General features: G+C 64.7%; 22 protein-coding genes and 1 tRNA gene. 14 read left to right on the top strand and 9 right to left on the bottom strand.

From position 1 onward, the window contains the following. Positions 1-156 precede the first annotated feature (156 nt). Entirely contained in the window at positions 157-351 is a 195-nt protein-coding gene (locus FQ330_RS03130) for a hypothetical protein (protein ID WP_146355141.1), read from the top strand. A gap of 82 nt (positions 352-433) precedes the next feature. Here the strand turns inward: FQ330_RS03130 and FQ330_RS13710 are convergent, their stop codons facing one another. Then, positions 434-697: a glutaredoxin family protein gene (locus tag FQ330_RS13710; RefSeq protein ID WP_146355139.1), complete on the bottom strand. Its 264-nt coding sequence runs from the start codon at positions 695-697 to the stop codon at positions 434-436. 578 nt (positions 698-1,275) lie between these two features. Between FQ330_RS13710 and FQ330_RS13195 the strand changes: the two genes are divergently transcribed. The 4 genes from FQ330_RS13195 to FQ330_RS03105 all read left to right on the top strand — a co-directional run bounded on the left by FQ330_RS13195 (position 1,276) and on the right by FQ330_RS03105 (position 6,408). Next, positions 1,276-3,030, top strand: coding sequence for a hypothetical protein (locus FQ330_RS13195; RefSeq protein WP_192575825.1), 1,755 nt, complete (start codon positions 1,276-1,278; stop codon positions 3,028-3,030). 95 nt (positions 3,031-3,125) lie between these two features. Next, on the top strand, positions 3,126-3,632 hold the full coding sequence (locus tag FQ330_RS03115; RefSeq protein WP_146355137.1) for a hypothetical protein: 507 nt from the start codon (positions 3,126-3,128) through the stop codon (positions 3,630-3,632). Positions 3,633-4,348: 716 nt separating this feature from the next. After that, complete coding sequence (locus FQ330_RS03110) at positions 4,349-4,813, top strand: hypothetical protein (protein ID WP_146355135.1); 465 nt, start codon at positions 4,349-4,351, stop codon at positions 4,811-4,813. Positions 4,814-5,193: 380 nt separating this feature from the next. Further along, complete coding sequence (locus FQ330_RS03105; RefSeq protein ID WP_146355133.1) at positions 5,194-6,408, top strand: hypothetical protein; 1,215 nt, start codon at positions 5,194-5,196, stop codon at positions 6,406-6,408. A 131-nt stretch (positions 6,409-6,539) separates the two neighbouring features. Here FQ330_RS03105 and FQ330_RS03100 read toward each other — a convergent pair whose 3' ends face one another. From FQ330_RS03100 to FQ330_RS03090, 3 genes are read right to left on the bottom strand one after another with little or no spacing between them, the layout of a single operon-like run. Further along, positions 6,540-7,931 (bottom strand): ApeA N-terminal domain 1-containing protein, encoded by a 1,392-nt coding sequence (locus FQ330_RS03100; protein WP_146355132.1) that lies wholly within the window; start codon positions 7,929-7,931, stop codon positions 6,540-6,542. Further along, positions 7,928-9,064 carry an AAA family ATPase gene (locus FQ330_RS03095; protein ID WP_146355130.1) on the bottom strand — a complete coding sequence of 379 codons (1,137 nt, stop codon included), beginning with the start codon at positions 9,062-9,064 and terminating at the stop codon, positions 7,928-7,930. The genes FQ330_RS03100 and FQ330_RS03095 overlap by 4 nt, the downstream gene beginning before the upstream one ends. Next, positions 9,061-9,831 carry a DUF6414 family protein gene (locus FQ330_RS03090; protein WP_146355128.1) on the bottom strand — a complete coding sequence of 257 codons (771 nt, stop codon included), beginning with the start codon at positions 9,829-9,831 and terminating at the stop codon, positions 9,061-9,063. Before FQ330_RS03090 ends, FQ330_RS03095 begins: the two co-directional genes overlap by 4 nt. Before the next feature lie 499 nt (positions 9,832-10,330). On the opposite strand from FQ330_RS03090, the gene FQ330_RS03085 reads away from it, so the two are divergent. From FQ330_RS03085 to FQ330_RS03075, 3 genes are all read left to right on the top strand, one after another. Continuing rightward, positions 10,331-10,942 carry a hypothetical protein gene (locus FQ330_RS03085; RefSeq protein ID WP_146355126.1) on the top strand — a complete coding sequence of 204 codons (612 nt, stop codon included), beginning with the start codon at positions 10,331-10,333 and terminating at the stop codon, positions 10,940-10,942. Continuing rightward, positions 10,942-11,559: a hypothetical protein gene (locus FQ330_RS03080; RefSeq protein WP_146355124.1), complete on the top strand. Its 618-nt coding sequence runs from the start codon at positions 10,942-10,944 to the stop codon at positions 11,557-11,559. Before FQ330_RS03085 ends, FQ330_RS03080 begins: the two co-directional genes overlap by 1 nt. Positions 11,560-11,737: 178 nt before the next feature. Then, positions 11,738-12,808, top strand: coding sequence for a site-specific integrase (locus FQ330_RS03075; protein WP_146355122.1), 1,071 nt, complete (start codon positions 11,738-11,740; stop codon positions 12,806-12,808). Positions 12,809-12,921: 113 nt separating this feature from the next. Here the strand turns inward: FQ330_RS03075 and FQ330_RS03070 are convergent, their stop codons facing one another. The 4 genes from FQ330_RS03070 to FQ330_RS03055 form a co-directional block, all read right to left on the bottom strand. Beyond that, positions 12,922-13,110 (bottom strand): hypothetical protein, encoded by a 189-nt coding sequence (locus FQ330_RS03070; RefSeq protein WP_146355120.1) that lies wholly within the window; start codon positions 13,108-13,110, stop codon positions 12,922-12,924. Positions 13,111-13,246: 136 nt separating this feature from the next. Continuing rightward, complete coding sequence (locus tag FQ330_RS03065; protein ID WP_146355118.1) at positions 13,247-14,824, bottom strand: tyrosine-type recombinase/integrase; 1,578 nt, start codon at positions 14,822-14,824, stop codon at positions 13,247-13,249. A 207-nt stretch (positions 14,825-15,031) separates the two neighbouring features. Continuing rightward, positions 15,032-15,120 (bottom strand) — tRNA-Ser (locus tag FQ330_RS03060). A gap of 79 nt (positions 15,121-15,199) precedes the next feature. After that, positions 15,200-15,481, bottom strand: a complete 282-nt coding sequence (locus FQ330_RS03055; protein ID WP_146355116.1) for a metal-sensitive transcriptional regulator — start codon at positions 15,479-15,481, stop codon at positions 15,200-15,202. Positions 15,482-15,739: 258 nt separating this feature from the next. Here FQ330_RS03055 and FQ330_RS03050 point away from each other — a divergent pair, with 258 nt between their 5' ends. Genes FQ330_RS03050 through FQ330_RS03025 form a run of 6 tightly spaced genes read left to right on the top strand, consistent with a single transcriptional unit; the run spans position 15,740 to position 18,930 of the window. Further along, complete coding sequence (locus FQ330_RS03050; RefSeq protein WP_146355114.1) at positions 15,740-17,164, top strand: MBL fold metallo-hydrolase; 1,425 nt, start codon at positions 15,740-15,742, stop codon at positions 17,162-17,164. Positions 17,165-17,173: 9 nt separating this feature from the next. Next, positions 17,174-17,476: a rhodanese-like domain-containing protein gene (locus FQ330_RS03045; protein ID WP_146355112.1), complete on the top strand. Its 303-nt coding sequence runs from the start codon at positions 17,174-17,176 to the stop codon at positions 17,474-17,476. Then, a complete protein-coding gene (locus FQ330_RS03040; RefSeq protein ID WP_146355110.1) occupies positions 17,473-17,817 on the top strand; it encodes a hypothetical protein in 345 nt (114 codons plus the stop codon). The genes FQ330_RS03045 and FQ330_RS03040 overlap by 4 nt, the downstream gene beginning before the upstream one ends. 41 nt (positions 17,818-17,858) lie before the next feature. Continuing rightward, positions 17,859-18,242 (top strand): rhodanese-like domain-containing protein, encoded by a 384-nt coding sequence (locus FQ330_RS03035; RefSeq protein WP_146355108.1) that lies wholly within the window; start codon positions 17,859-17,861, stop codon positions 18,240-18,242. Positions 18,243-18,274: 32 nt separating this feature from the next. After that, positions 18,275-18,652, top strand: coding sequence for a thioredoxin (gene trxA, locus FQ330_RS03030; protein WP_146355106.1), 378 nt, complete (start codon positions 18,275-18,277; stop codon positions 18,650-18,652). After that, positions 18,649-18,930, top strand: a complete 282-nt coding sequence (locus tag FQ330_RS03025) for a DUF2892 domain-containing protein (RefSeq protein WP_146355104.1) — start codon at positions 18,649-18,651, stop codon at positions 18,928-18,930. The genes trxA and FQ330_RS03025 overlap by 4 nt, the downstream gene beginning before the upstream one ends. A 15-nt stretch (positions 18,931-18,945) precedes the next feature. On the opposite strand, the gene FQ330_RS03020 is transcribed toward FQ330_RS03025, so the two are convergent. Further along, positions 18,946-20,229: an LCP family protein gene (locus FQ330_RS03020; protein ID WP_146355102.1), complete on the bottom strand. Its 1,284-nt coding sequence runs from the start codon at positions 20,227-20,229 to the stop codon at positions 18,946-18,948. Positions 20,230-20,244: the final 15 nt, after the last annotated feature.

Genomic DNA, 20,244 nt, shown 5'->3' with positions numbered 1-20,244 from the left:
AAGGAAGATTCTCAAGAAACTTTGCCCAAAACGGTAAAAAGTGACGCTTTCGCCCGAAGTGCCCGTTAGTAACTCACTAAGCATCCAAATGGAAGCCCTCAACAACGAAAGGTGGTCAGGACAATGGATACAACTGACCCAACCCTGTGGTACTCGATGCTCGTCGTCATCGGATTCGTCATCCTGTACCTGATCCTGACGATTCCCGGCATGGGCGTGAAGTTCCTTTTCACGGTCGTCATCCTCGGAGCGCTTGTAGCGGCATTCACCACCGGCGTCGTTGAGGGCATCACCGGGATGGCTGCTGACCTGATTGCTCCGACGCTCGACAGCATCACGAACGCGTTCTAAACCGCGAGCCGCATCGACCCCACAAGAAGCGGGGAGAACCCTTCATCCGGTTCTCCCCGCTTCTTGCTGTCCGCGTGGACGGTTACGCCGCAGGAGCCGAAGCTTCCGCCACAGCGGCAGTAGCAGTAGCGCGGATGAGGTCGAGTTGGAAGCCCTCCCATCTCTTGCCTCGCCACTCCACTACAGGCAGGGTGCGTAGCCCCTGCTCGTAGAACTTGGCTCGCTGTTCGTCGTCCAACAGCACCTCCTTCGGCTCGATGCCTTGCCGCACGAACGCTTTCTTCGTCTGAACACACTTCGGACATCCGGGGCGGGTCCACACAACAGGTCGGTCTTCTGTACTCATACAACAGTCCTTTCGGTAAGGGGTTAGGTGTTATCCCTAACGGGCTGCTGCTGAAACGGCAGGCAAAGCGCACATCGCAGGCATCAGCGTCCACATCAGCTGAGCGTCGAGAGTGCCGACGAGTTTTTACCGTTTTGGGTCCGAAGTGCCGATATTTATGGCAGGACAACGAAAGGACCTCATCATGAAACATAATCGCAAGCGGACACTCATCTCCGCCGTCTGCCTGACCGCAGTAGCAGGCTTCCTCTACGCCGGAGCAATGGTCGGCTATGACGCCACATCCTCCGCAGCTATCGCTGCCGTCGCACACTCATCAGCTCCTGTCACCTCGGTCGGAAACGGTGATGGCGAAGTTGGAACACGTGCCGTCCTGACCGCACCTGCGAACGGCGCAGTATGGAACGGGGACGGAATGCGGGGGACCTCCACAGCGGTGCTCCCACTTGATAGTTCCGGTGCTCTCGAAGTCGCCAACGGTGATGGTGTTCGCGGCTCCGCATCCACCTCAGCACCGTAACCACAACAACACCCCACCTACTCCCCCTACACCTCTACCTCGTCTCGGAAGGACCTCCATGAAACACGCACACGCACGAAAGGCGGCAGCAGTAGCAGCTGCTCTCCTGCTCCTCATCCCAACCGTAGGAGCGTCATCGCTTCCACCCGCCAACGACGAAGCGGCGGTCACAGCCGCAGCGTCAGCCCAAGAGGGAGAGCTCACCTACATCTCTACCTCCGGCACAGTGCGGTTCCACAACGCATCCACCACTGCCACCTACTACGTCGATGACCGCGAAGACCTCCCCGCAACCATCAGTTGCGGAACGAAGGATGGGGAACTCCCCGCAGCCGCTCTCGTCTCCGCACGCTACGGAGTGACTGAGGATGGCACCGTCGCCCACACCGAGGTGACCGGCACGGACTGCCTCTACCCGGCACCGCGAACCATCCCTGCATCGGGAGCGTTCACCCTCCCGGAGTTCACGCTCGACCCTGCCGCTTCCTCGAGCGACCTGCTCGATGTCGTCTGCTCCACCGCCACCAACCTGTGTGCCCCGCTCTACGACCTCGCATGGCAGAACCCCGACGCCTTCCGCAGCACCGCCGCCGACTCTCGGATCAGCGATGAGCGACCATCCGAGACTGCCGAGCTGATCGACGGCAGGTGGATCGAGAACGCTGACGGCTATGAGCAGTGGGTTGCGGCGTGGCCTACAAACAGGGCATACACCCCCGGCAGCATCAGCAACGCGAGGGAAGACGAACTCGGCTACCACGGCGACGGGGTGGTCCCGCAGGGAACCACATACGACAGTGGCGACGGGTACTACTTCCTGTCCCCGCAAGCAGACCGCCTGCCGCTATACGCGACCAACACCCTGAAAGCGCATGAGCTCTACAACGGAGCCATCGCCTGTCACCCCGACTTCGAGCTGAACCCTTGCCTGAACCCGGAAGCACCGAACACGCACGAGTTCAGCCCGTTCCTGCCCATCACAGTCGTGGCAGCCTACGGCGAGGTCATCACCGCTGAAGAGTACGAGGCAGCCACAGGCACTCCTTCCCTCATGCGGGAAGCCTCAGCAGCAGGCGTTACGCAGACGGTCACTCCCCTTAGCAACGGCTTCGCCATCGACATCGTGGACAACGGTGACGGCACCTTCTCCTACGACCACGCCGTTCCCACGCCCACGTGGCTGTACACGAATGAGCTCGGTGTGAAGCAGGGTCTCGGCTACGACTACAAGGTCACCTTCATCTACGAGGTGGAAGACCCTGAGACGGGCGAGACCGTCCGCGTGAAGTCGATCCCTGAGTACAACTCGGTGGGAAGCATCGTGAGCGGCGACTTCACCGTGAACCATCTCGATGCCTATGAGCAGGTCACCTCGGGCACAACTGCAGTGGCTTCCGCCGCCTACTCGATTTCCGCCGTTCGCACGGACGGAGCAGCGCCGGAGTTCCGCCGCGCGGTCACGCCACCCACGGAGCCGACCCCTGAACCGACTCCCGAGCCTTCTCCCAAACCGACTCCTGAGCCTGTAGTGCCAACGCCGACGCCGACTCCTGAGCCGGTTGTGCCGACACCGACACCTGTGCCTACCGCCCCGACTCCAAGCCCGACCGCACCCACGCCAACGGACGAGCCGACGCCTACTGCACCGACTCCCACAGCTACCACCATCCCCACCCCACCGGACGACAGCTCCTCGCTCGTCCGCACAGGTGGAGAGCCGCTGTCAGGCATCTTCCTTGGCGCCGTCCTCCTGCTCTGCGCAGCAGGGCTGTTCCTCTACGGCAGGTTCCGCAAGAACCCGGTCGAGCACTGACCGGACGGAGGGGTGAGGCTCATCTCACCCCTCACCCCTCCCCACCCGCTTTCCCCGATCTATACCGATATCACCACCAACCGAAAGGAACCGAAATGCCCAAACAACTGACTCACGACCACGAAGCCAAGAAGCGTCAGCTCCGCCCGCTGATGAAGCAGGTGAAAGCGCTGTATAAGGAATGGTCCAAGACGACCAACCTCGTAGGAGACGACGACCACGTCGTTCCTCCATCAAACAACTACCCACCGTTCACGCGAAAGGATGGGACGACCGGCACGCGTCTACACATCGGCTTCGCGACGGCACGCCCGCACGTGGAGATGGATTCCGTGCGCGCGTTTGCTCAATGGCTCGAGGAGCATCCCGAGTTCAGCGCAGTCGTCATCCAACGCGAGTTCGATGAAGAGTGCAAGGTGGATCACCGCTTCCTCAAGTTCGACTTGACTCATGACCCTGCGGCTGATGAGCCGGACAGCCGCGTTGCCGCTGCCGCCGACGTTGCATCCGATGAGGACGACCGGAGAGCAGCTCCGCTGTACGGGTCCTACCCGACCCTCTCCCACAAGCTCCCTGCCCCGACATCATTCTTGCGGCGGTGAGTTCAGGGGAGCGACGACCATTGGCTTTCACAGCCCGCTCCCCTCGCACCCTCCATGAACGCGGTCGAGGTCCCGCAGGAGGGTTGATGAGGAAGAAGGCTCAGCCCTCACCTGATCAGCGAACCCCGTGCCAAGCAACCGGCACGGGGTTCGTTCTTTCCATCGCCCATAGCCACCCATGAAAGGAGCACCACCATGACCGACCTACGACCCGACCCACACGCTGAGCACGACCCGCTCAGCCACACTTCTCCCACTTGCCGAACCTGCTGTGCTGCGGTGAGGAACAAGGACGCCGACCTTGCTCTCTACGTCCACAGCGACCTCCCATCCGTGAGGGTGCTCCTCGCCCTGTCAGCAGGTACGCCCCTCGCGGTGCTGTCTGAGCTCGCCTCTGACCGGCACCCTGCGGTTCGCAAAGCCTTGCGAGGCAACAGCTCCATCCGCCGTGAGCACGCCATCCTCCACGCCCTTGACGCTGCTGACGAAGCCGATGAGGCATTTCGTGTCAGGGCAGCCTGAATCTGCCGATACTAAAAGCAACATCGAGCTCTTGCTTTCTTTGTTCTCGTATAGCAAGGGAAGCCCATCCTGTGAGTGGAACACATGGATGGGCTTCCTGCTTGTTGGAGCAGTTCTCGAAAACGACCGGACAAAAACGGTAAAAGTGCCGATAATGATGTTGTAGCCGCAAATGGCGAACGAAAGGACACATCATGAACACTTCCCGCTCCACCTTCACCACTCTCGCTTCCGCAGCCATCGTCGCGGCTCTCGCCCTCACCGGCTGCGGCGCAGCTGACACGCCTGAGCCGTCCGCGACCACCACGCCCACGCAGAGCGCCACCCCCACGCCTTCCCCCACTCCTCCGACCACGCCCGACACGCTCCCCACCGAGCCTGCTCAGCCCGTCGCCTCTGACGGCTCCGCTGTGGACTACGCCTCCAATACCGATGTCATCGAGTTCGCAGCAGGTCAGAACAGCTACACCGCAGGTGGCGACACCGTGACCTGCGAGCCTGATGAGGCCGGCAACGCCGCCACCGCTGTCGCGGTCTACATCCTCACCGCCGACAACGGTGACCCCATCGGCATCAGCGAGCACACCTGCCTCTACGACGCGGTGGTCGAGGGTGACACCACCGACGACGGCTTCTTCGACATGAGCGACGAAGGCTGACCCTTCACCTTCACCGCCTCTGACCAACGAAGCCCCCACGCCGTGTCCTGCGTGGGGGCTTCGTTCTGCCCTGAGAGCAAGACGGGAAAAAACCGATATCAGAGGTGACCTGAACGAAAGGGAACCTGATGTCGGAGCAAACCCCCGCCACCACACAATCCGAACCGTGGCGACCTCGCCTGCCCCTCCTGCTTGCCCTGCTCTTCCTCTTCTTCGGAGCTCTGACCGTGGGATGGCTCGTGTCCCCGACTTCCGCTCATGCAGCCACCACCTCATGTGGAGCCGCTGTGTGCTCCGTGTCATCCACCGTCAGCGGCGTATCGGATTGGCGGTCTGTCTACTCGAGCGACTACCGAGCAGCGAACGGCAAAGGCTCAGCAGTGCCGAACCCGAACGTTCGCACCTACCGCGTCCCCTGCTCCACATGGTTGCCGAACGGCGGCGGAACCTCCACCGGCTCCTACCCTGCGAAGAACAGTTCCGGGTTCACCTGCCACTTCCGTGACGGTGGATACTTCGGTGGCGGCACCCAAGGCATCCTCTTCCAATGCCGACCACTCAGTGACCGAGCATCCAACGGGCGCATCGACTACTACGTCCGCTTGACCGATGGCTCCCTCTACTACTCCTCCTACCGCTGCCTCTATCCCACCGACGCTTACGCACCCATCGAGCGGAAGACCGGCGAAGGGAAGGTCTACACGGGAGGGCGAGGAGACTTCCTCCTGACGAACGCGAGCGGAGCTGTCCGTCACAGCGGAGGAGGAGAACGCACCGACACCACCGGCTACGTGACCCGAAACGTGGACCTCAGCACTCCTGAACGATTCACAGGGGCATGGCAGCCATCGTTCGATGCGAAGACCGGCGTGACTGCTGCAGGGGAACCTCGCTACGGCTACTACCGCCTCGATTGGACCCTTGACTACCGCCTCTGCACCAAGTGGGAGTATCCGTCGTGGCTCCGTCAGTCGGTCCGCATCGACTGCTCACGGAAAGGCACTGACCGCCCGACCTCTCCCTACACCTACTCCTGCGACAGCAACCCGCCTCTACGGGCAGGTGTCCGCTCGGGAGCGAACTTCGCAGCTGCTCGATGCTCCGCAGCGGCATGGTCTTGCGACATCAAGGGACACATCCGTGTAGGAGGAGCATCCGAGCGGGTATCGGTGATGCGGAACGGGCAGTCCTCCATCGTCTCGTGGCATGACCGCTCCGTGCGAGACCCGAACAACCGCGTCCGAGTGCTCTCTTGGCAGCAACGCTCCGAGGTGGAGGCCGGCTCCACTCCGAAGAACCCTGCCGTGAAGCGGGACAACGATGAGAAGGAGTATTTCCAAGCCTCGTGGAAGTGGGGCACATGGAACACCATCAACCGAGATGGCGAGCTCTTCTTCTATTGGGCATCTGACCCCGGAGCACCATTCCGATGGGAGACCGAGTATCGCTTCCACGGTCAGTTCCTCGTGCCGACACAGACCTCGATGAACTCCGGCTCGCAGAACCGATGGGTCAAGGACTACGGCTACTGCGGCACCCACAAGTCGCCGCAAGTGGAAGTGCTTCGCTCTGTCAGCAGCCTCCCTCGCCCCTGAGTGACGCAGAGCAAGAAGCCCCGCACAGTCATCACGCAGTGCGGGGCTTCTTGCTGTCTCCATGAGGAGACTGCCTGACCCTCGCAAGCATCGAGAAGTCGATGGCGAGAAGCAGAGTTCTCGATAGAGCGTCACTCCTCCGGTTCGGGAGCGATCCGACTGAACTTGCCATTGTCGCTGATCGTCAGACCCGCGTGAGCGAAGTAGGTGAGAGCGTTCCGCACCTCAGCAGAGCCGAAGAACGTCCGCCGTGCGTGGTCATCGAGGTTCAGGAGGTCGAATAGCTGCGCCCTGACGATCACCCTCGCCAATCGAGTCACTCCCGTAAGAACATCGCCGTCGGGGTAGGTAGGGCGCCCCGGATGCTTGAGGTCGTTGTTCACGTTGGCGATGGATGCCGCGATTGCCTCGTTGCTACCGACCTGCGACCAATCGAAACCGCTGTCGTCCAAGCACCGCTTGATCGTCGTCTTCATCGCCCGCTGCACGCCATCGTTGAATCGGTAGTCTCCGAAGCGGTCGAGCGAGATGGCAAGCATCATCAGTTGCGGCTCGAGGAATGCGCTCGCCCCGTTGATGACCTCTACGGCAGGTTGCACCGCTCGCTCGAAGCGGGGGTCGGCGTAGCGCTCCACCCAACTGCGCATCCCATCCGCGCCAATGTCGCGCAGTCGGAAGGCCGGCATCGGCATCGACTCAGCCGGAGGGGCACTGTGATGCTTGACCGTTCCCGACAGGAGCGTCTGCACGTTGTGCGGTCCATGCTCGATGGACCCCATGCCCCACAGAGGGAACTCGTTATCCATGACCTCGTGGGAACGCCACGGCGTGCGGGCACCGAGGAGTAGAGACAGCAGCGCTCGAACCGCCCACTGCGCCTTCACGTGCTGCACAGGAGTGGCGCCGGTCTCGCTGACGGTGATCAGCGTGGGGCGGCTGTCCTTGATCACGAAGCTCCGCCCTTCCACCGCCTCCCACGAGACGCTCGAGTGGATCGTGAATCCGAAGCCCTCCGCCTCCCATGTCACCGCCTCGTCAGCGTGCACGGTGACCGTGGTGCGGTGCGTTCCTCCATCCTCGAACGCGGTGTCGTGCGTGACAGGTCGGAAGTCCGCGAACTCCTCCAATCCGTCGATGGTGGAGGTCACCTGCCGCACCTCGTACGTCGGGCGGATGGATCGAGGCGTGTTGAATATGACCGTCTCTGCGCGCACCCGTCCTACACAGGCGCTACGTCCCGAGACACCCGAGACCCGAGCACCGACAAGCGTCACCCCACCACGCTCGTCCTGAAAGACGAGCGTCGTGGGCAGATGAGATTCACGTAGGTCGAACCATTGCACGGCTCGCGCGTAGTGCGGGTTGGCACCATCCTCCGGTTCCCAAAAGTATGGAAGGTGCAGCTCGACGCCTCGCTCCTCATCGAACGTCATCGTCGCTGCTTGGTCAGGGAGCTCGCTCTCCTCCTCGCTGATGACGCGCCCGACGCGCACTTCACCGAGCGCGATGTTGTTCCGGCTCACGTGTCACTTCCCGACTTGTCGGATTCGTCCGTTGCGAGCGAGGCTGCCGCGAGTGTCCGGTAGATGTACTGCTCTGTGATGCTGCGTAGCCTGCGGATGTTCGGCTCCCGTGACGCCACTGCTTGCAACCGCTGACTGATGCCGTCCCTATCGAGCAGCACCACTTCGTCCGGGTCGAGATGACCGAAGACCTGCTCCACCAAGCCCTCGATCACTGTGGCGACTTCCGCCGGACCCAACGCCTTGAACCCAATCAGCGCATCGAACCGAGAGTAGAGCGCGTCACCGAGCGCCCTGTGAACCTCATCCTCAGAGGCATAGTTGGAAGTGCAGATGATCAGCGCCGGTCCTACGATTACGCGGTAGTTGCGATCCTCGTAAACACCCTCGTCAAACAGCTCGTAGAACGCACTGTGGAAGGTGGAGTGAGCCTTGTCGAACTCGTCCAACAGGATGACGCCCGACTCACGCACGAGCAGGTCGTTGGCGAGAGACTGCTCATGGTGCGAGCCTCCGAACACGTAGGAGCCGAACCGCTCGCTGTGGTACATCGAGAACTGTCGGCGCATCAGGTCACCGCCGAGCAGACCGTTGATCAGCTTCGCAGTCTCCGTCTTGCCGACTCCTGATGGACCGTAGAACATCACCACGACAGGCGCGCTGCGGCTCTTCCGCGTCAGCGGATACATAGCGCCGAGCATCGCCTGCTTGACGTGCGCCTGTCCAACCATCCGCTTCTCGAATGCGTCCTCGAAGGCGCGCAGGGTTGCGGACGTGACGGTTGGGTACTCGTGGCGGATGGTCGTAGGTGTGCTCTTCCCTCTGAAGACACGCTTGAGATGCCGGTCAATCTGAGTTGGCGGGTTGTGTAGCAGCAACCGCCCCGGATGCAAGCGTTGCACGTGACTCGGAAAGTTAGTGATCGCGTGCTCCGCGATGCTCGCGTAGTCGCCCGACTCCACGATGAGTCGCTCGTACTCGGGAACCTGAACTTCCTCTGTGCGGATGCGATTGCGTTGGTCTTCATCAGACCGGACAGCTTCGAGGAAGCTCTCCCCGGCTTGCATCTTCACCTCGTCGGCGAACCACGGTGCCGGTCCGTAGTAGATCGTGATGGCAGTCTTAGGACTCATCGCTCGACCGACTCGTCATCCGACTCGGGAACCATCACCTCGACGCCTGCGAGCAGCACGTCGTAAACGTCAAGCAGGCTGTCCTCCGAGGAGTCGCCTTCCTCGGTCAGGTCCTCGACCCTCACTCTTCCCGTGCCGCCCGGGTTCATCTCCGACTGCATCGTGAGGCTGTCCTCGCGGGCAGAGCCGACCTTGACGCCGTGGAACACGAGTTGCATCCTCTGCAGGTCAGCGAGACCGTAATTGTTGCGGAACGCGCCGATGTTGAAGCGGAGGATGTGCTTTGCCCCACCCACACCTTCACCAACCAACTCGTAGTAGCCCTTCGCAGACTCGAGCGTGTCGTCAAAGCCTGCGAGGTCCAACGGAGCGTCCTCCATCTTGATCATCCTCATGTAGGGCGCATACATCTTGAGGTAGGCGGCGGACTCTCGCCTAGCGGACAGCTGTAGTTCTTCGAGGAGCTCGACGCCGTCGAAGCCACGGAACTTCTGCAGGTAGTCGGTCAGGATCGTGTTCGAGAGGGTCTTGTGCAGCACGTTGCGTGCTGAGCGAGAGGTGCCGCCTGACGCCGAGGCTTCGGCTGACGCCCCGATGAACGGCATGAGGTTGAGCTTGCCGAGAAGCTTCACCATCACCTTCGCCTCGAGCGCTTCGCTCCGCTCCTTGATCTTCTCGACGGAGGTCTCCTCCTTGCCGCCCGCAGTCATGTCAAGCAGGTCGGAGGCGGACTCCTCATCGAAGTAGACAATCTTGATCAGCGGCACCGCGGCTCCCCTCGCTCTTGGACGAGGTAGGCACGCCCGTCAGGTCGATGCTATTGGCGACTTGCGCCCTGCGCTGAGGCGTCCGATGTAAGAGGTCAGCGCTCACACATGTTCCGACAGCGTCGGCGGCGACCTGCGTGCAACTCATGCGCGGGATGAAGACTTCTTGGATGCAGTATTCAGCGCCTAACCAAGCGCGCCCCTCACGCCACAACGCGCGGATGTCGCAGCGCGAACTGTAAAGGCACCCACTGACATCAAAGCCCGCGACACGCCCGGAATTGCAGTAGTCGAAAAGTGATCATCGCCGGATATTCCTTGTGTTTCGGGCATAAACCCGGCAAAGGGTCAGGTAGTTCCCGGTTTTCATTTGAGTGCGAGAACATTACCGGCTATTCTGAGTATGTCAAGCCAAACAAGCAAGGAAAGCAACTCGGCACCTGCCGAGAAGCCAACCCGAAGGAGGTGAGACCACAACCAACACCGAAAGGAAACCCGAATGTCCAAGAAGAAGTCCAAGCGCCCCGTGAAGCGTCAGTTCGCTCGCGCCGTCCCGATGGCTATTCAGCTGCCCGGTCTCATCGTGAAGCGGACGGAGAGTGGGATGGTCAGCCCTGTCGGACCCGAGCGAGCCGCTCACCTCCCGTCACATGTGCTCATCAACCTCGATGGTCACGACTTCGTGCTGGATAACGCCACGATCCTCGATGAGCTGTGCCCCCTCCCCGAGGCGGAGAAGATCGCCGCCTTCTACGAGGCACAGTTCGGTCAAGAAATCTCCGCCACAGCCCTGCGTCACGCTTGCATCAGCCTCGTGATCGGTGATGTCGAAGCCGTCTCGTTCCGCGTCGGGGAGGCACCCCTGCTCACCTCCCTCTCCACGCCTGTCGGCATCTACATCCACGACTACACGGACGGTGACCCTCGCGTGGAGGCTCTCGTCCGGCGGCTGAATGAGGAGTTCGGTGCTCAGCAGATGCGCGCTCGCCTCGAGGACTCGCGGAGCGTTGCTTCCCTTGTGGCAGCCGGTGCCGAGTTCGTCCCGATGTCGGAGCGAGGAGAGGCACACCTGCCGGAGATGTTCGCTCGTCTCGGGAAGGCGGCAGCGTAATGGGCGCGACGAACACTCAGGAACTTGTTCCCTACTCTCGCGTTCACGAAAAGCTGATTCAGCATCTCTGCGAGAACTTTGACCTCGACTTCGCGGTAGCGGATGTGCCCGATGATGAACTGCCACCTCTGCCTGAGTATGGCGCTGACTTGGTATGGGAACTCCTCGAGGATGCTGCGGGATGGGTGACGAGTCCAACTGTGCTCCGAGCGATTTTCCACGCAGGACCCCGCTTCTTCATCGACGAGTATCTTGCGGAGAATCCGAAGACCCCTGCTGATGTCCTGTGGGGCATGTACTCGTCTTGGCGAGGACGCGATGGGAACACCTCGGTGCTGCCGAAGGTTGCCGAGCGCGACGACGTTCCGCGTGACCTTCTTATCGACCTCGTCAATAACGGACTGTGGGAGACCCGCATGAGCGGACTGCTCAACCCGAAACTGTCGTGGACGCAGTTCGACCGAAACTCACGAGAACTCCTTGCCGACCCATTCGACCCCGACGATGAAGGCTACGAGCTCTTCGAGATGGTTCGTGACGAGCGTGGCAGGCGGCTTGCGAAGCGTGCCGCCGAGCGTGCGGAAACGAACCCCATTGACGTACTTGGAGCCACATGATGACGCGGAGGTTCTCGAAGTTCTCGACGCTGACTTCCCGCACCCGCCACCGTGTGTCTTCACGGAGCGCATCGTCTGACTTCTGAGCCGACCGCAACCTGCACAAGTATCGGGAAGTCTCCTTCTCACGAGGAACTTCCCGATACTTGTGTCAGCCGCCCCCGGCAGCGTTCAGGGCATGGAGAACACCACCGACATCGCCCCGCTCGTCCCTCAGGAGCTTGACCTCCTGCCGAACGACTTCTCTGCCGTGGTGGAGGTCATCAACGCTTCCCTCTCCCCCGCTACCCGGCGTGCCTACGAGACGGTGGTGGCTCAGTACGCGGCGTTCGTCCGCAACACCGACCGGCAGGCATACCCGTTCCTCGAGGACGGCACCATCGACACCGATGGCTACATCGCAGGCGTGCTCATCTACCTGAACACGCTGATGAGCGAGGGCAAGACCCTCTCCACGCTGAACAAGCACCTCGCCGCTCTCAAGTGGGATGCCTCCCGCACCAACCCTCGGTTCGAGGCTCTGCTCCACTCCGCACCCGTGAAGGCGTTCACGCAGGGAGCCGCACGCACGCTCCGCTCCCACAACCCGAGGAAGGCACAGGCTCTCACCGTCGAGCAGCTCACCGCCCTCTACGCCTACCTTTCCAAGAAGCACACGCTCCGAAGCATCCGCGACAAGGCACTGCTCAGCATCGGCATCGCAGGAGCTCTCCGCTCCTCCAACATCGCCCTGCTTACCCTCGGTGACGTGTCCCCCGCTCTGAGGCTCACGGGCGGCTACCTGCTCCACATCCGCCACTCCAAGACCGATCAGACGGGCGAGGGAGCGTTCATCCCTGTGGCATCGTCCGCGAACTACCGCCTCGACCCGACCCGTCATCTGCGACTGTGGCTCACGCTGATGGAGGGGCTTCACTCCTACACGCCGGCCTCACACCCTGACCTGCCGCTGTTCCCCACCATCCGAGGCACCCACGGGCTGACGAGCGACCCCATCACTGTCGCATCCCTGACCATCACCCACCTGCTGCGGAAGCACCTGACGGATGCGGGCATCGTGACGGCTCAGGGAGCGGAGGCGTTCTCCTCCCACAGCCTCCGAGCCACGTTCATCACCCTGTCCTCGCAGGCAGGCGTGCCGGAGGCATCCATCGCTGCCGTGTCGGGGCACCGGGATATGGGAACGCTCCGCTCCTATGACCGTTCCACGGTCGAGCGTCACGCTCAGACGGACTACCTCGGGGGCTGATAGCCCACAGGCGGCTCTCCGCCGCTCTGTGCGGCGTTTTACCGTTCAGGCACGCTCTGAGTGTGCCTCAGCGATTCTGACGCCGCACAGAGCCTTACAGCGTCACAGCGTTCCTATACGTCCTCGGGCGTGAGCGTCACACCCTGCTCGGATGCGACCGTGAGTGCGATGTCTGCGAGAGGAGTGAGCAGGTCGTGCGAGGAATGGTTCCATCGCTCCACCACCTGCGACCACAGCGGCTCGAGGCTCTCCGTCGTCACATCCAAGCGGTGAGCAACATCCTCGATGTCGTGGAACTCCATCACCACCTCCGTGTCAGCGGGGAGGTTGGCTCGTTGGAGCAGCTCTATCGCTTCTGAGATACGCACAGGGTTCCTTCCAAGGTCAGGTCGTCGGAACCCTACCGAAGCCGTCGATGTCTCCCCTGCCGTATGAAAGTCAGTTGAGTGCGTCGGTGGAGGTCAGGTCTGCCATCGCCTGCTGAACCGCCCGCATCAGCACAGCGTCAGGGATGTCATTCAGCGATGGGTTGCTGACGCTCATCCGGTCCCGCACAGCCTCGAGCTGCCGAGCGAGGAGCACATCGCTGACGCTCTCCATCGCGGGAACAGAAGCAGGCTCGACCACAGAGGCAGGCTCTGCCTTCTCCACGGCAGGAGCGACCTTCCGCTTCGTCTTCTTCACCTGCTGCTTCACCGCGTCAGGTATCTCCACCACGGCTCCCTCAGCGACCTCCTCATCAAGCGTCTTGAGGGAGCGGGCGAAGATGGCAGATGTCAGAGCACCCACGCTCTCGATGGTGTCCCTCGCGTCAAGGTGCGTGTAATACGAGGTCATCGCCTCAGTGCCGTGACCAAGGATCTTCGTGGCGTGACGAGGAGGCACACCCTCCTTGGCGAGGATGGTGGCAGCGATGTGTCGCATGTCGTGACCGCGAACCTGTGCCCACGGTCGTCTGCCGGCCTTGACCGCCTCCTCAGAGAAGCGGTCGAACAGCTTGTGCCACGCCTTGTTGTCAGCGACGTGCTTGATGGGTGTGCCGTCAGGGTTCGTGAACACGAGGTCAGCAATGGCAGCGTCATCCGACTGCTTCCAACCCTCGCTCTTCTTCCACTCGTCCTGCTGCTTCTTCCATCGCAGGAGGGCTTCCCTGACCTCTTCGGAGAGAGCGAACGTCCGCTCACCGTTCTTGGTCTTCATGACCCACTTCACCCGCAGTCCCCACTCTGCCTTCCCTGTGGGGCTGTCAGCGGCGTCCTTGACCTTGTATCGCTCGAGCTGCCTGTCCACAGCGACGAACGCGGTCTTCCTCCTGTTGGCGAGGTTCTCGAAGGATGACCAACCGAGACCGAGCCGCTCAGACTGTCGCAGCCCGAGGAACGCCATCACCCAATAGCTCTCCTCCGTGGTGCCTCGCATCTTCTCGAGCATCCGCTCGGGCATCCACGTCCGCTTCGAGTTGTCGGCGTTGCGAACCTCCGGCTCATACACGGGGGCTTCGATCCACCGGCACGGGTCAGTCGTCGTGTAGCCACGTCGGATGGCATGGGTGAACACCTCCCTGACGGTCAGGAAGCATCGTCGCTTCACGGAGCCGCCCAAGCCCTTCTCGGTGAGCGTCTCGTTCAGGAACTTGCGAACGTCCGCCTCGGTGATGGCAGAGAGCGTGCGATGAGCGAACGCGGGTCGGATGTGGAGGTTGAGGAGGTTCTCGTCAGCGTTGAGCGTCCCCTCCGCACGCCCCTTCGTCTTCCGCACCTCCCACCACTCGTCAATGACGCTCCCGTAGAGGCGACCATCAGAGCGGGGCTTCGGCTTCGCAGCGTCAGGCAGCTCAGAAGCAGGGAGCAGTCCGAGCTCCACCTGCTTCCTTGCCCACGCGAGCTCGAACGCTTCGATGGATGCCTGCGGGGTCTTCCTGTCTACGGAGACCTTCTTCGGCTTGTCATCGACGTAGTAGGTGCGGACAGTCCTCCACACACGCTGCTTGCGTCCGTTCGCACTCTTGACCGTCACGGGGTAGGTCGAGGGCTGCGAGGAGCGAGGGCGGGGCACGGTGCCGATGCTACCCGCGAGGAGCGGTCACTCAACACGAAACTCAACACGAAACGGAAAGCACCCCTTGCCGCCTCGCAAGGAAGTTGCGTGAGAGGTCGATATGACGCAGATAATCGCGTGTGAACCGTAGGATGACACAAAAAAAGCCCCGAAGGGCTCTTTTCGTGGAGACGGAGGGATTTGAACCCTCGGTCCCCTATTGGGGACTCCACCTTAGCAGGGTGGTGCACTAGGCCGGACTATGCGACGTCTCCTCGGCCCGCCGTCAGGCAGGCCGACCGCAATGCTACCAAAGGGTGCGGATGCGCTTCGCCGCCGGGCGAGCGGGCCCGGTCAGGCGAGCGACAGGAAGAGCTTCTCGAGCTCCTCCACCTGCGCGGTGTCGTCGCCCTCGGGATCGGTCAGGCACTCGCGGAGCGCGGTCGAGACGACGAGGAAGCCCGCCCGGTCGACCGCCTTCGAGACCGCGGAGAGCTGCTGCACGATGTCGCGGCAGTGCGCCTCCTGCTCGACCGCCGCGATGACGGCGCCGAGCTGCCCGTGGGCGCGGCGGAGCCGGTTGATGATCTTGCGCTGCGCCTCGGCGTCGAGCCCGGCTGCCAGTTCGCTCGCCATGATGACCTGCTTCCTTCGTGGTGTTGACAACAAGGATACCCCTCGGGGTATCGTGGATACATACCCCCCGGGGTATCAAGAGCAGACAGACGAGAGGACCACACCATGTGCATGCGCATCACTTGCGACACCTGCGGCAAGCCGACCTGGGCCGGCTGCGGCCAGCACGTCGACGAGGCGCTGGCCGGCGTCCCCCAGGCCGACCGCTGCAGCTGCTGAGCAGCGCGGCCCACCACTGAGAGCGAGAGAAGGAGCACCATGCTGCTGGAACGCATCTACGACGAGGACCTCGCGCAGGCGAGCTACGTCATCGGCTGCCAGGCGAGCGGCGAGGCCGTCGTGGTCGACCCGCGCCGCGACATCCGCGTCTACCTGGAGCTCGCCGAGCGCAAGGGCATGCGGATCGCCGCCGTGACCGAGACGCACATCCACGCCGACTACCTGTCGGGCACCCGCGAGCTCGCGGCCGCCACCGGCGCCACGATGTTCGTCTCCGACGAGGGCGGGCCCGACTGGACCTACGGCGACGGCTTCGACGACGCCGTGCGCATGAAGGACGGCCACCGCATCCGCCTCGGCAACATCACCGTCGAGGCCGTGCACACGCCGGGCCACACGCCCGAGCACCTCTCCTTCCTCGTGACCGACGGCGCGCAGGCGGACGAGCCCGGCTTCATGCTGACCGGCGACTTCGTCTTCGTCGGCGACCTGGGCCGCCCGGACCTGCTCGACGAGGCCGCCGGCGGCGTCGACACCCGCTTCCAGGGAGCGAAGGACCTCTTCGCGAGCCTCCGCGACCGCTTCCTCACGCTGCCCGACTACGTGCAGGTGCTGCCCGCCCACGGCGCCGGCAGCGCGTGCGGCAAGGCGCTCGGCGCGATCCCCGCGTCGACCGTCGGCTACGAGCGCGCGTTCTCGTGGTGGAGCACGTACCTGCGGAACGACGACGAGCAGGGCTTCATCGACGACCTGCTCGGCGGCCAGCCGGATGCGCACGCCTACTTCGCGCGCATGAAGACCGAGAACCGCGTCGGCCCGGCGCTGCTCGAGGGCACCGGCGAGCTGCGCGAGTACACCGCGGCAGAGCTGACCGCGGCCCTCGCAGCCGATGAGGCGATCTTCGTCGACAGCCGCGACCACCACGCGGTGCACGAGGGCACGGTGCCCCGCTCGCTGAACGTGCCGGGCGTCGCGAAGGCCGCGAGCTACGGCGCGTGGGTCTACGACCCGCAGACCGAGGAGCGCCCGCTCGTGCTGCTCGCCGCCGACGCCGACGAGGCCGCCGAGCTGCGCGACCACCTGGTGCGCGTGGGCATCGACCGGGTCGCCGGCTTCGTGACGAGCCTCGAGGGGCTCGAGCTCGTCGAGCCGAAGCTCGTCTCCCCCGACGCGCTCGGCGGCTTCCCGCACGTGCTGCTGCTCGACGTGCGGAACCGCACCGAGCACGCCGACGGCAGCATCCCCGGCTCCGAGCACCTGAGCGGCGGCCGCGCCCTGTGGCACACCGACGAGCTGCCCGCCGAGGGCACGATCGTCACGTACTGCCAGAGCGGCGTGCGCAACAGCATCGTCGCGAGCGCGCTGCGGCGCGAGGGCTTCGACGTGGCCGAGCTCGACGGCTCGTACCAGGGCTGGGTGTCGGTCGCGGGCAACGAGCCCGTGCTCGCCGGCGCGGCGGCGTGAGGCAGCGGCATGGCTGACATCGCCGTGCACGACGTGCAGCGCCGCCTCGGCGGCGACGCGCAGCTGGTCGACGTCCGCGAGGACGCCGAGGTCGCCGCAGGGATGATCCCCGGCGCCCGCCACATCCCGCTGGGCGACCTGCCGTACCGCTTCGACGAGCTCGACAAGGCGCGCCCGGTCATCGCGATCTGCCGCTCCGGCAACCGCTCGGGCCGCGCCGCGATGTTCCTCGGGGACGCCGGCTTCGCCGTCGACAACATGCAGGGCGGGATGCTCGCGTGGGTCGAGGCGGACCTCCCGATGGCGCGATGACGACGGCCGGCCCGGCAGATGCCCCTCGCATCGGGCGGCACCTGCCGGGCTACGCCGTGCCCGTCGTCGACGAGCGCGCCGTGCGCGCCGCCGCCGGCCTGCTGCTGCTCGCCGGCGGCATCGCCTTCGGGCTCGCCGCGGCGACCGGCTCGCAGGCGCCGCTCCAGCCGTTCGGCGTGCTCGGCGCCCCGCTCTGGGTCACGCTCGCGCTCTGCGCCCTCTGCCTCGGCATGCTCTTCGCCGAGACCGCCTTCGGCATCTGCGTCGGCTGCGCCCTCCAGCGCGCCTTCGGCACGACGCCGCCCCAGCACTGCCCCGGCGGCGTCTGCGCCGCCTCCTGAACCGCTTCCCCCGCACCCTCCCCACCACCGAAGGAACCACCATGGCCACCAAGCCCCGCACCATCGCATCGCTCGTCGCCGTGCTCGCCGTCGCCGTCTCGGCCGTCGGCTGCGCCAGCGCCGCCGAGCCCACCGCATCCGCCCCCATCGCCGCCGACACGATCGTGCTCGACGTGCGCACGCCCGAGGAGTTCGCCGGCGGCCACCTCGAGGGCGCCGAGCTGCGCGACGTCAGCAGCGGCGAGCTCGCCGCGGCGCTGCCCGAGATGGACCCGGATGCCGCCTACCTCGTCTACTGCCGCTCGGGCAGCCGCGCCGCGCAGGCCGAGGCCCTCATGGAGCAGGCCGGCTTCGACGACGTGACGAACCTCGGATCGCTCGACCAGGCGGCGGCCGCCACCGGCCTCGCGATCGTCCAGCCCTAGCGGGAAAATACCCCAGGGGGTATACTCGAACCATGAGCACTCACGAGATCACCGCACAGAACCTCGAGGCCGCGATCACCGGCAACGACATCGTGCTGCTGGACTTCTGGGCCGGCTGGTGCGGCCCCTGCCGCATGTTCGCGCCCATCTTCGAGCAGGCAGCCACCAAGCACCCCGACATCCACTTCGGGAAGGTCGACACCGAGGCCCAGCAGGACCTCGCCGCCGGCTTCCGCATCACCTCCATCCCCACGCTGATGGCGTTCCGCGAGGGCGTCCTCGTCTTCTCCCAGCCCGGCGCGCTCGGCGCACCGCAGCTCGACTCGGTCATCGAGGCCGTGCGCGGGCTCGACATGGACGACGTGCGACGCCAGATCGCCGAGCAGCGCGCCGAGCAGCCCGCGTCATGACCGACGGCCGTCGCCCGGCGCGAGCGCGCGCCTGCGGCGCCGGCCGCGGCGAGCGCATCGTGCAGGCCCTCGTCGGCCTGCTGCTCGCCGCCTTCGCGCTCGACAGCCTCGACCAGCCCCTGCTGGCCGGGGCTGTCGGCGCGTTCGCGGCGCTCGTGCTGGTCGGCGCGGTGCGGGGCTGGTGCCCCGGCTCGCTGCCGATGCTGCTCGCCGCCCGTCGCGCCGAGCGCCCCAACCGCCACGGCATCCCCGAGGCGCGCCAGGACCTGCTGGGCTGAGCCTGCTGAGCCGCCTCAGCCGCCGAACGGCACCACGCACGACTCCTGCGAGGCATCCTGGCCGATGACGCCCTCGAGCTCGTCGGTGGGCGTGGGCGTCGGCGTCGCGCCCGGCTCGAGCGTCTCGGTCGGCGCCGCCGTCTCGGTGACCTCGGGCTCGGGCGTCGCGGTCGCGTCCGGGCCATCGGTCGCCGCCGGCGTCTCGTCGGTCGACCCGACCCCGAGCGAGTCCTCGCCGAGCTCGATCGGCTGCTCGAGGCGGATGCGCCGCATGAGCTCGTCGGCGCGCTCCTCGTCGGGCACCACCCGCACGCCCTCGGGCACGTTCGGGTAGAGCACGAACTGCATGGTCTCGAGCGGGATGTCGGCGAGCACGCGCGCCATCGACACCATCGTGCCGACGTCGCCGAGGCCCGACGAGAGCGTCATGTTCTCGATCGCCACCTGCGAGATCGCGTAGAGCCGCGTCACATCCGTCAGCACCGCATCCGACTGGAGTGTGCGCACGAGCGACGACAGGAACACCTGCTGCGACGAGATGCGCGCGAGGTCGGAGCCGTCGCCGACGCCGTGCCGCGAGCGCAGGAAGGCGAGCGCCTGCTCGCCCTCGAGCTCGTGCACGCCCGCCTCCGGGATCTGCAGGCCCGTCCACGGGTCGTCGATCGGGCCGGCGAAGCACACCGGCACGCCGCCCACGGCGCTCGACATCGAGATGACGCCCTGGAACGTGATCATCGCCGCGTACGGCACCTCGATGCCCGTGAGGTCGGTGACGACCTCGGCCACGCACGAGAGCCCGCCGCGGTTGAGCGCCTGGTTGAACTGCACGCCGTCGGCCGCCGGGGCGACCTCGCCCGTCTCCGGGTCCTCGCATGCGGGGAAGTCGACCACGAGGTCGCGCGGGAACGAGACGACCCGGGCGAGGCTGTGGTCGTCGCTCACGTGCAGCAGCATCGTGACGTCGTTGAGCCGCTGGCCGTCGTACGCGCCCTCGCCGAACTCGGCGCCCTGGCCCTCGCGCTGGTCGGAGCCGACGAGCAGGATCGTGAACCCGCCCTCGTAGGGCGCGAAGCCGGCCTGCGCGGGCGGCACGTCGCCGCCGAGGTCGACGGTGGCGATGCCCGTCGTCAGCCGCAGCAGCGAGATGCCGGCGACGCCGACGACCGCGACGAGCACGACGGCCATGCCGAGGCCGAGCCAGCGCAGCACGTGCGCGAGGCCCGAGTGCCGGCGCAGGCGGCCGTGCCGGGGCGCCATCGCCGAGGTGTCGACGACCGAGCCGGTGCGCTCGTCTGCCATGGCCTGCCCCTCTCG

It is taken from the genome of Agrococcus sediminis, from assembly GCF_007923295.1.
Classification (GTDB): Bacteria; Actinomycetota; Actinomycetes; order Actinomycetales; family Microbacteriaceae; genus Agrococcus; species Agrococcus sediminis.
The sequence above is the reverse complement of the archived record's forward strand: the minus strand, read 5'-3'. Positions and strand labels throughout refer to the sequence as shown.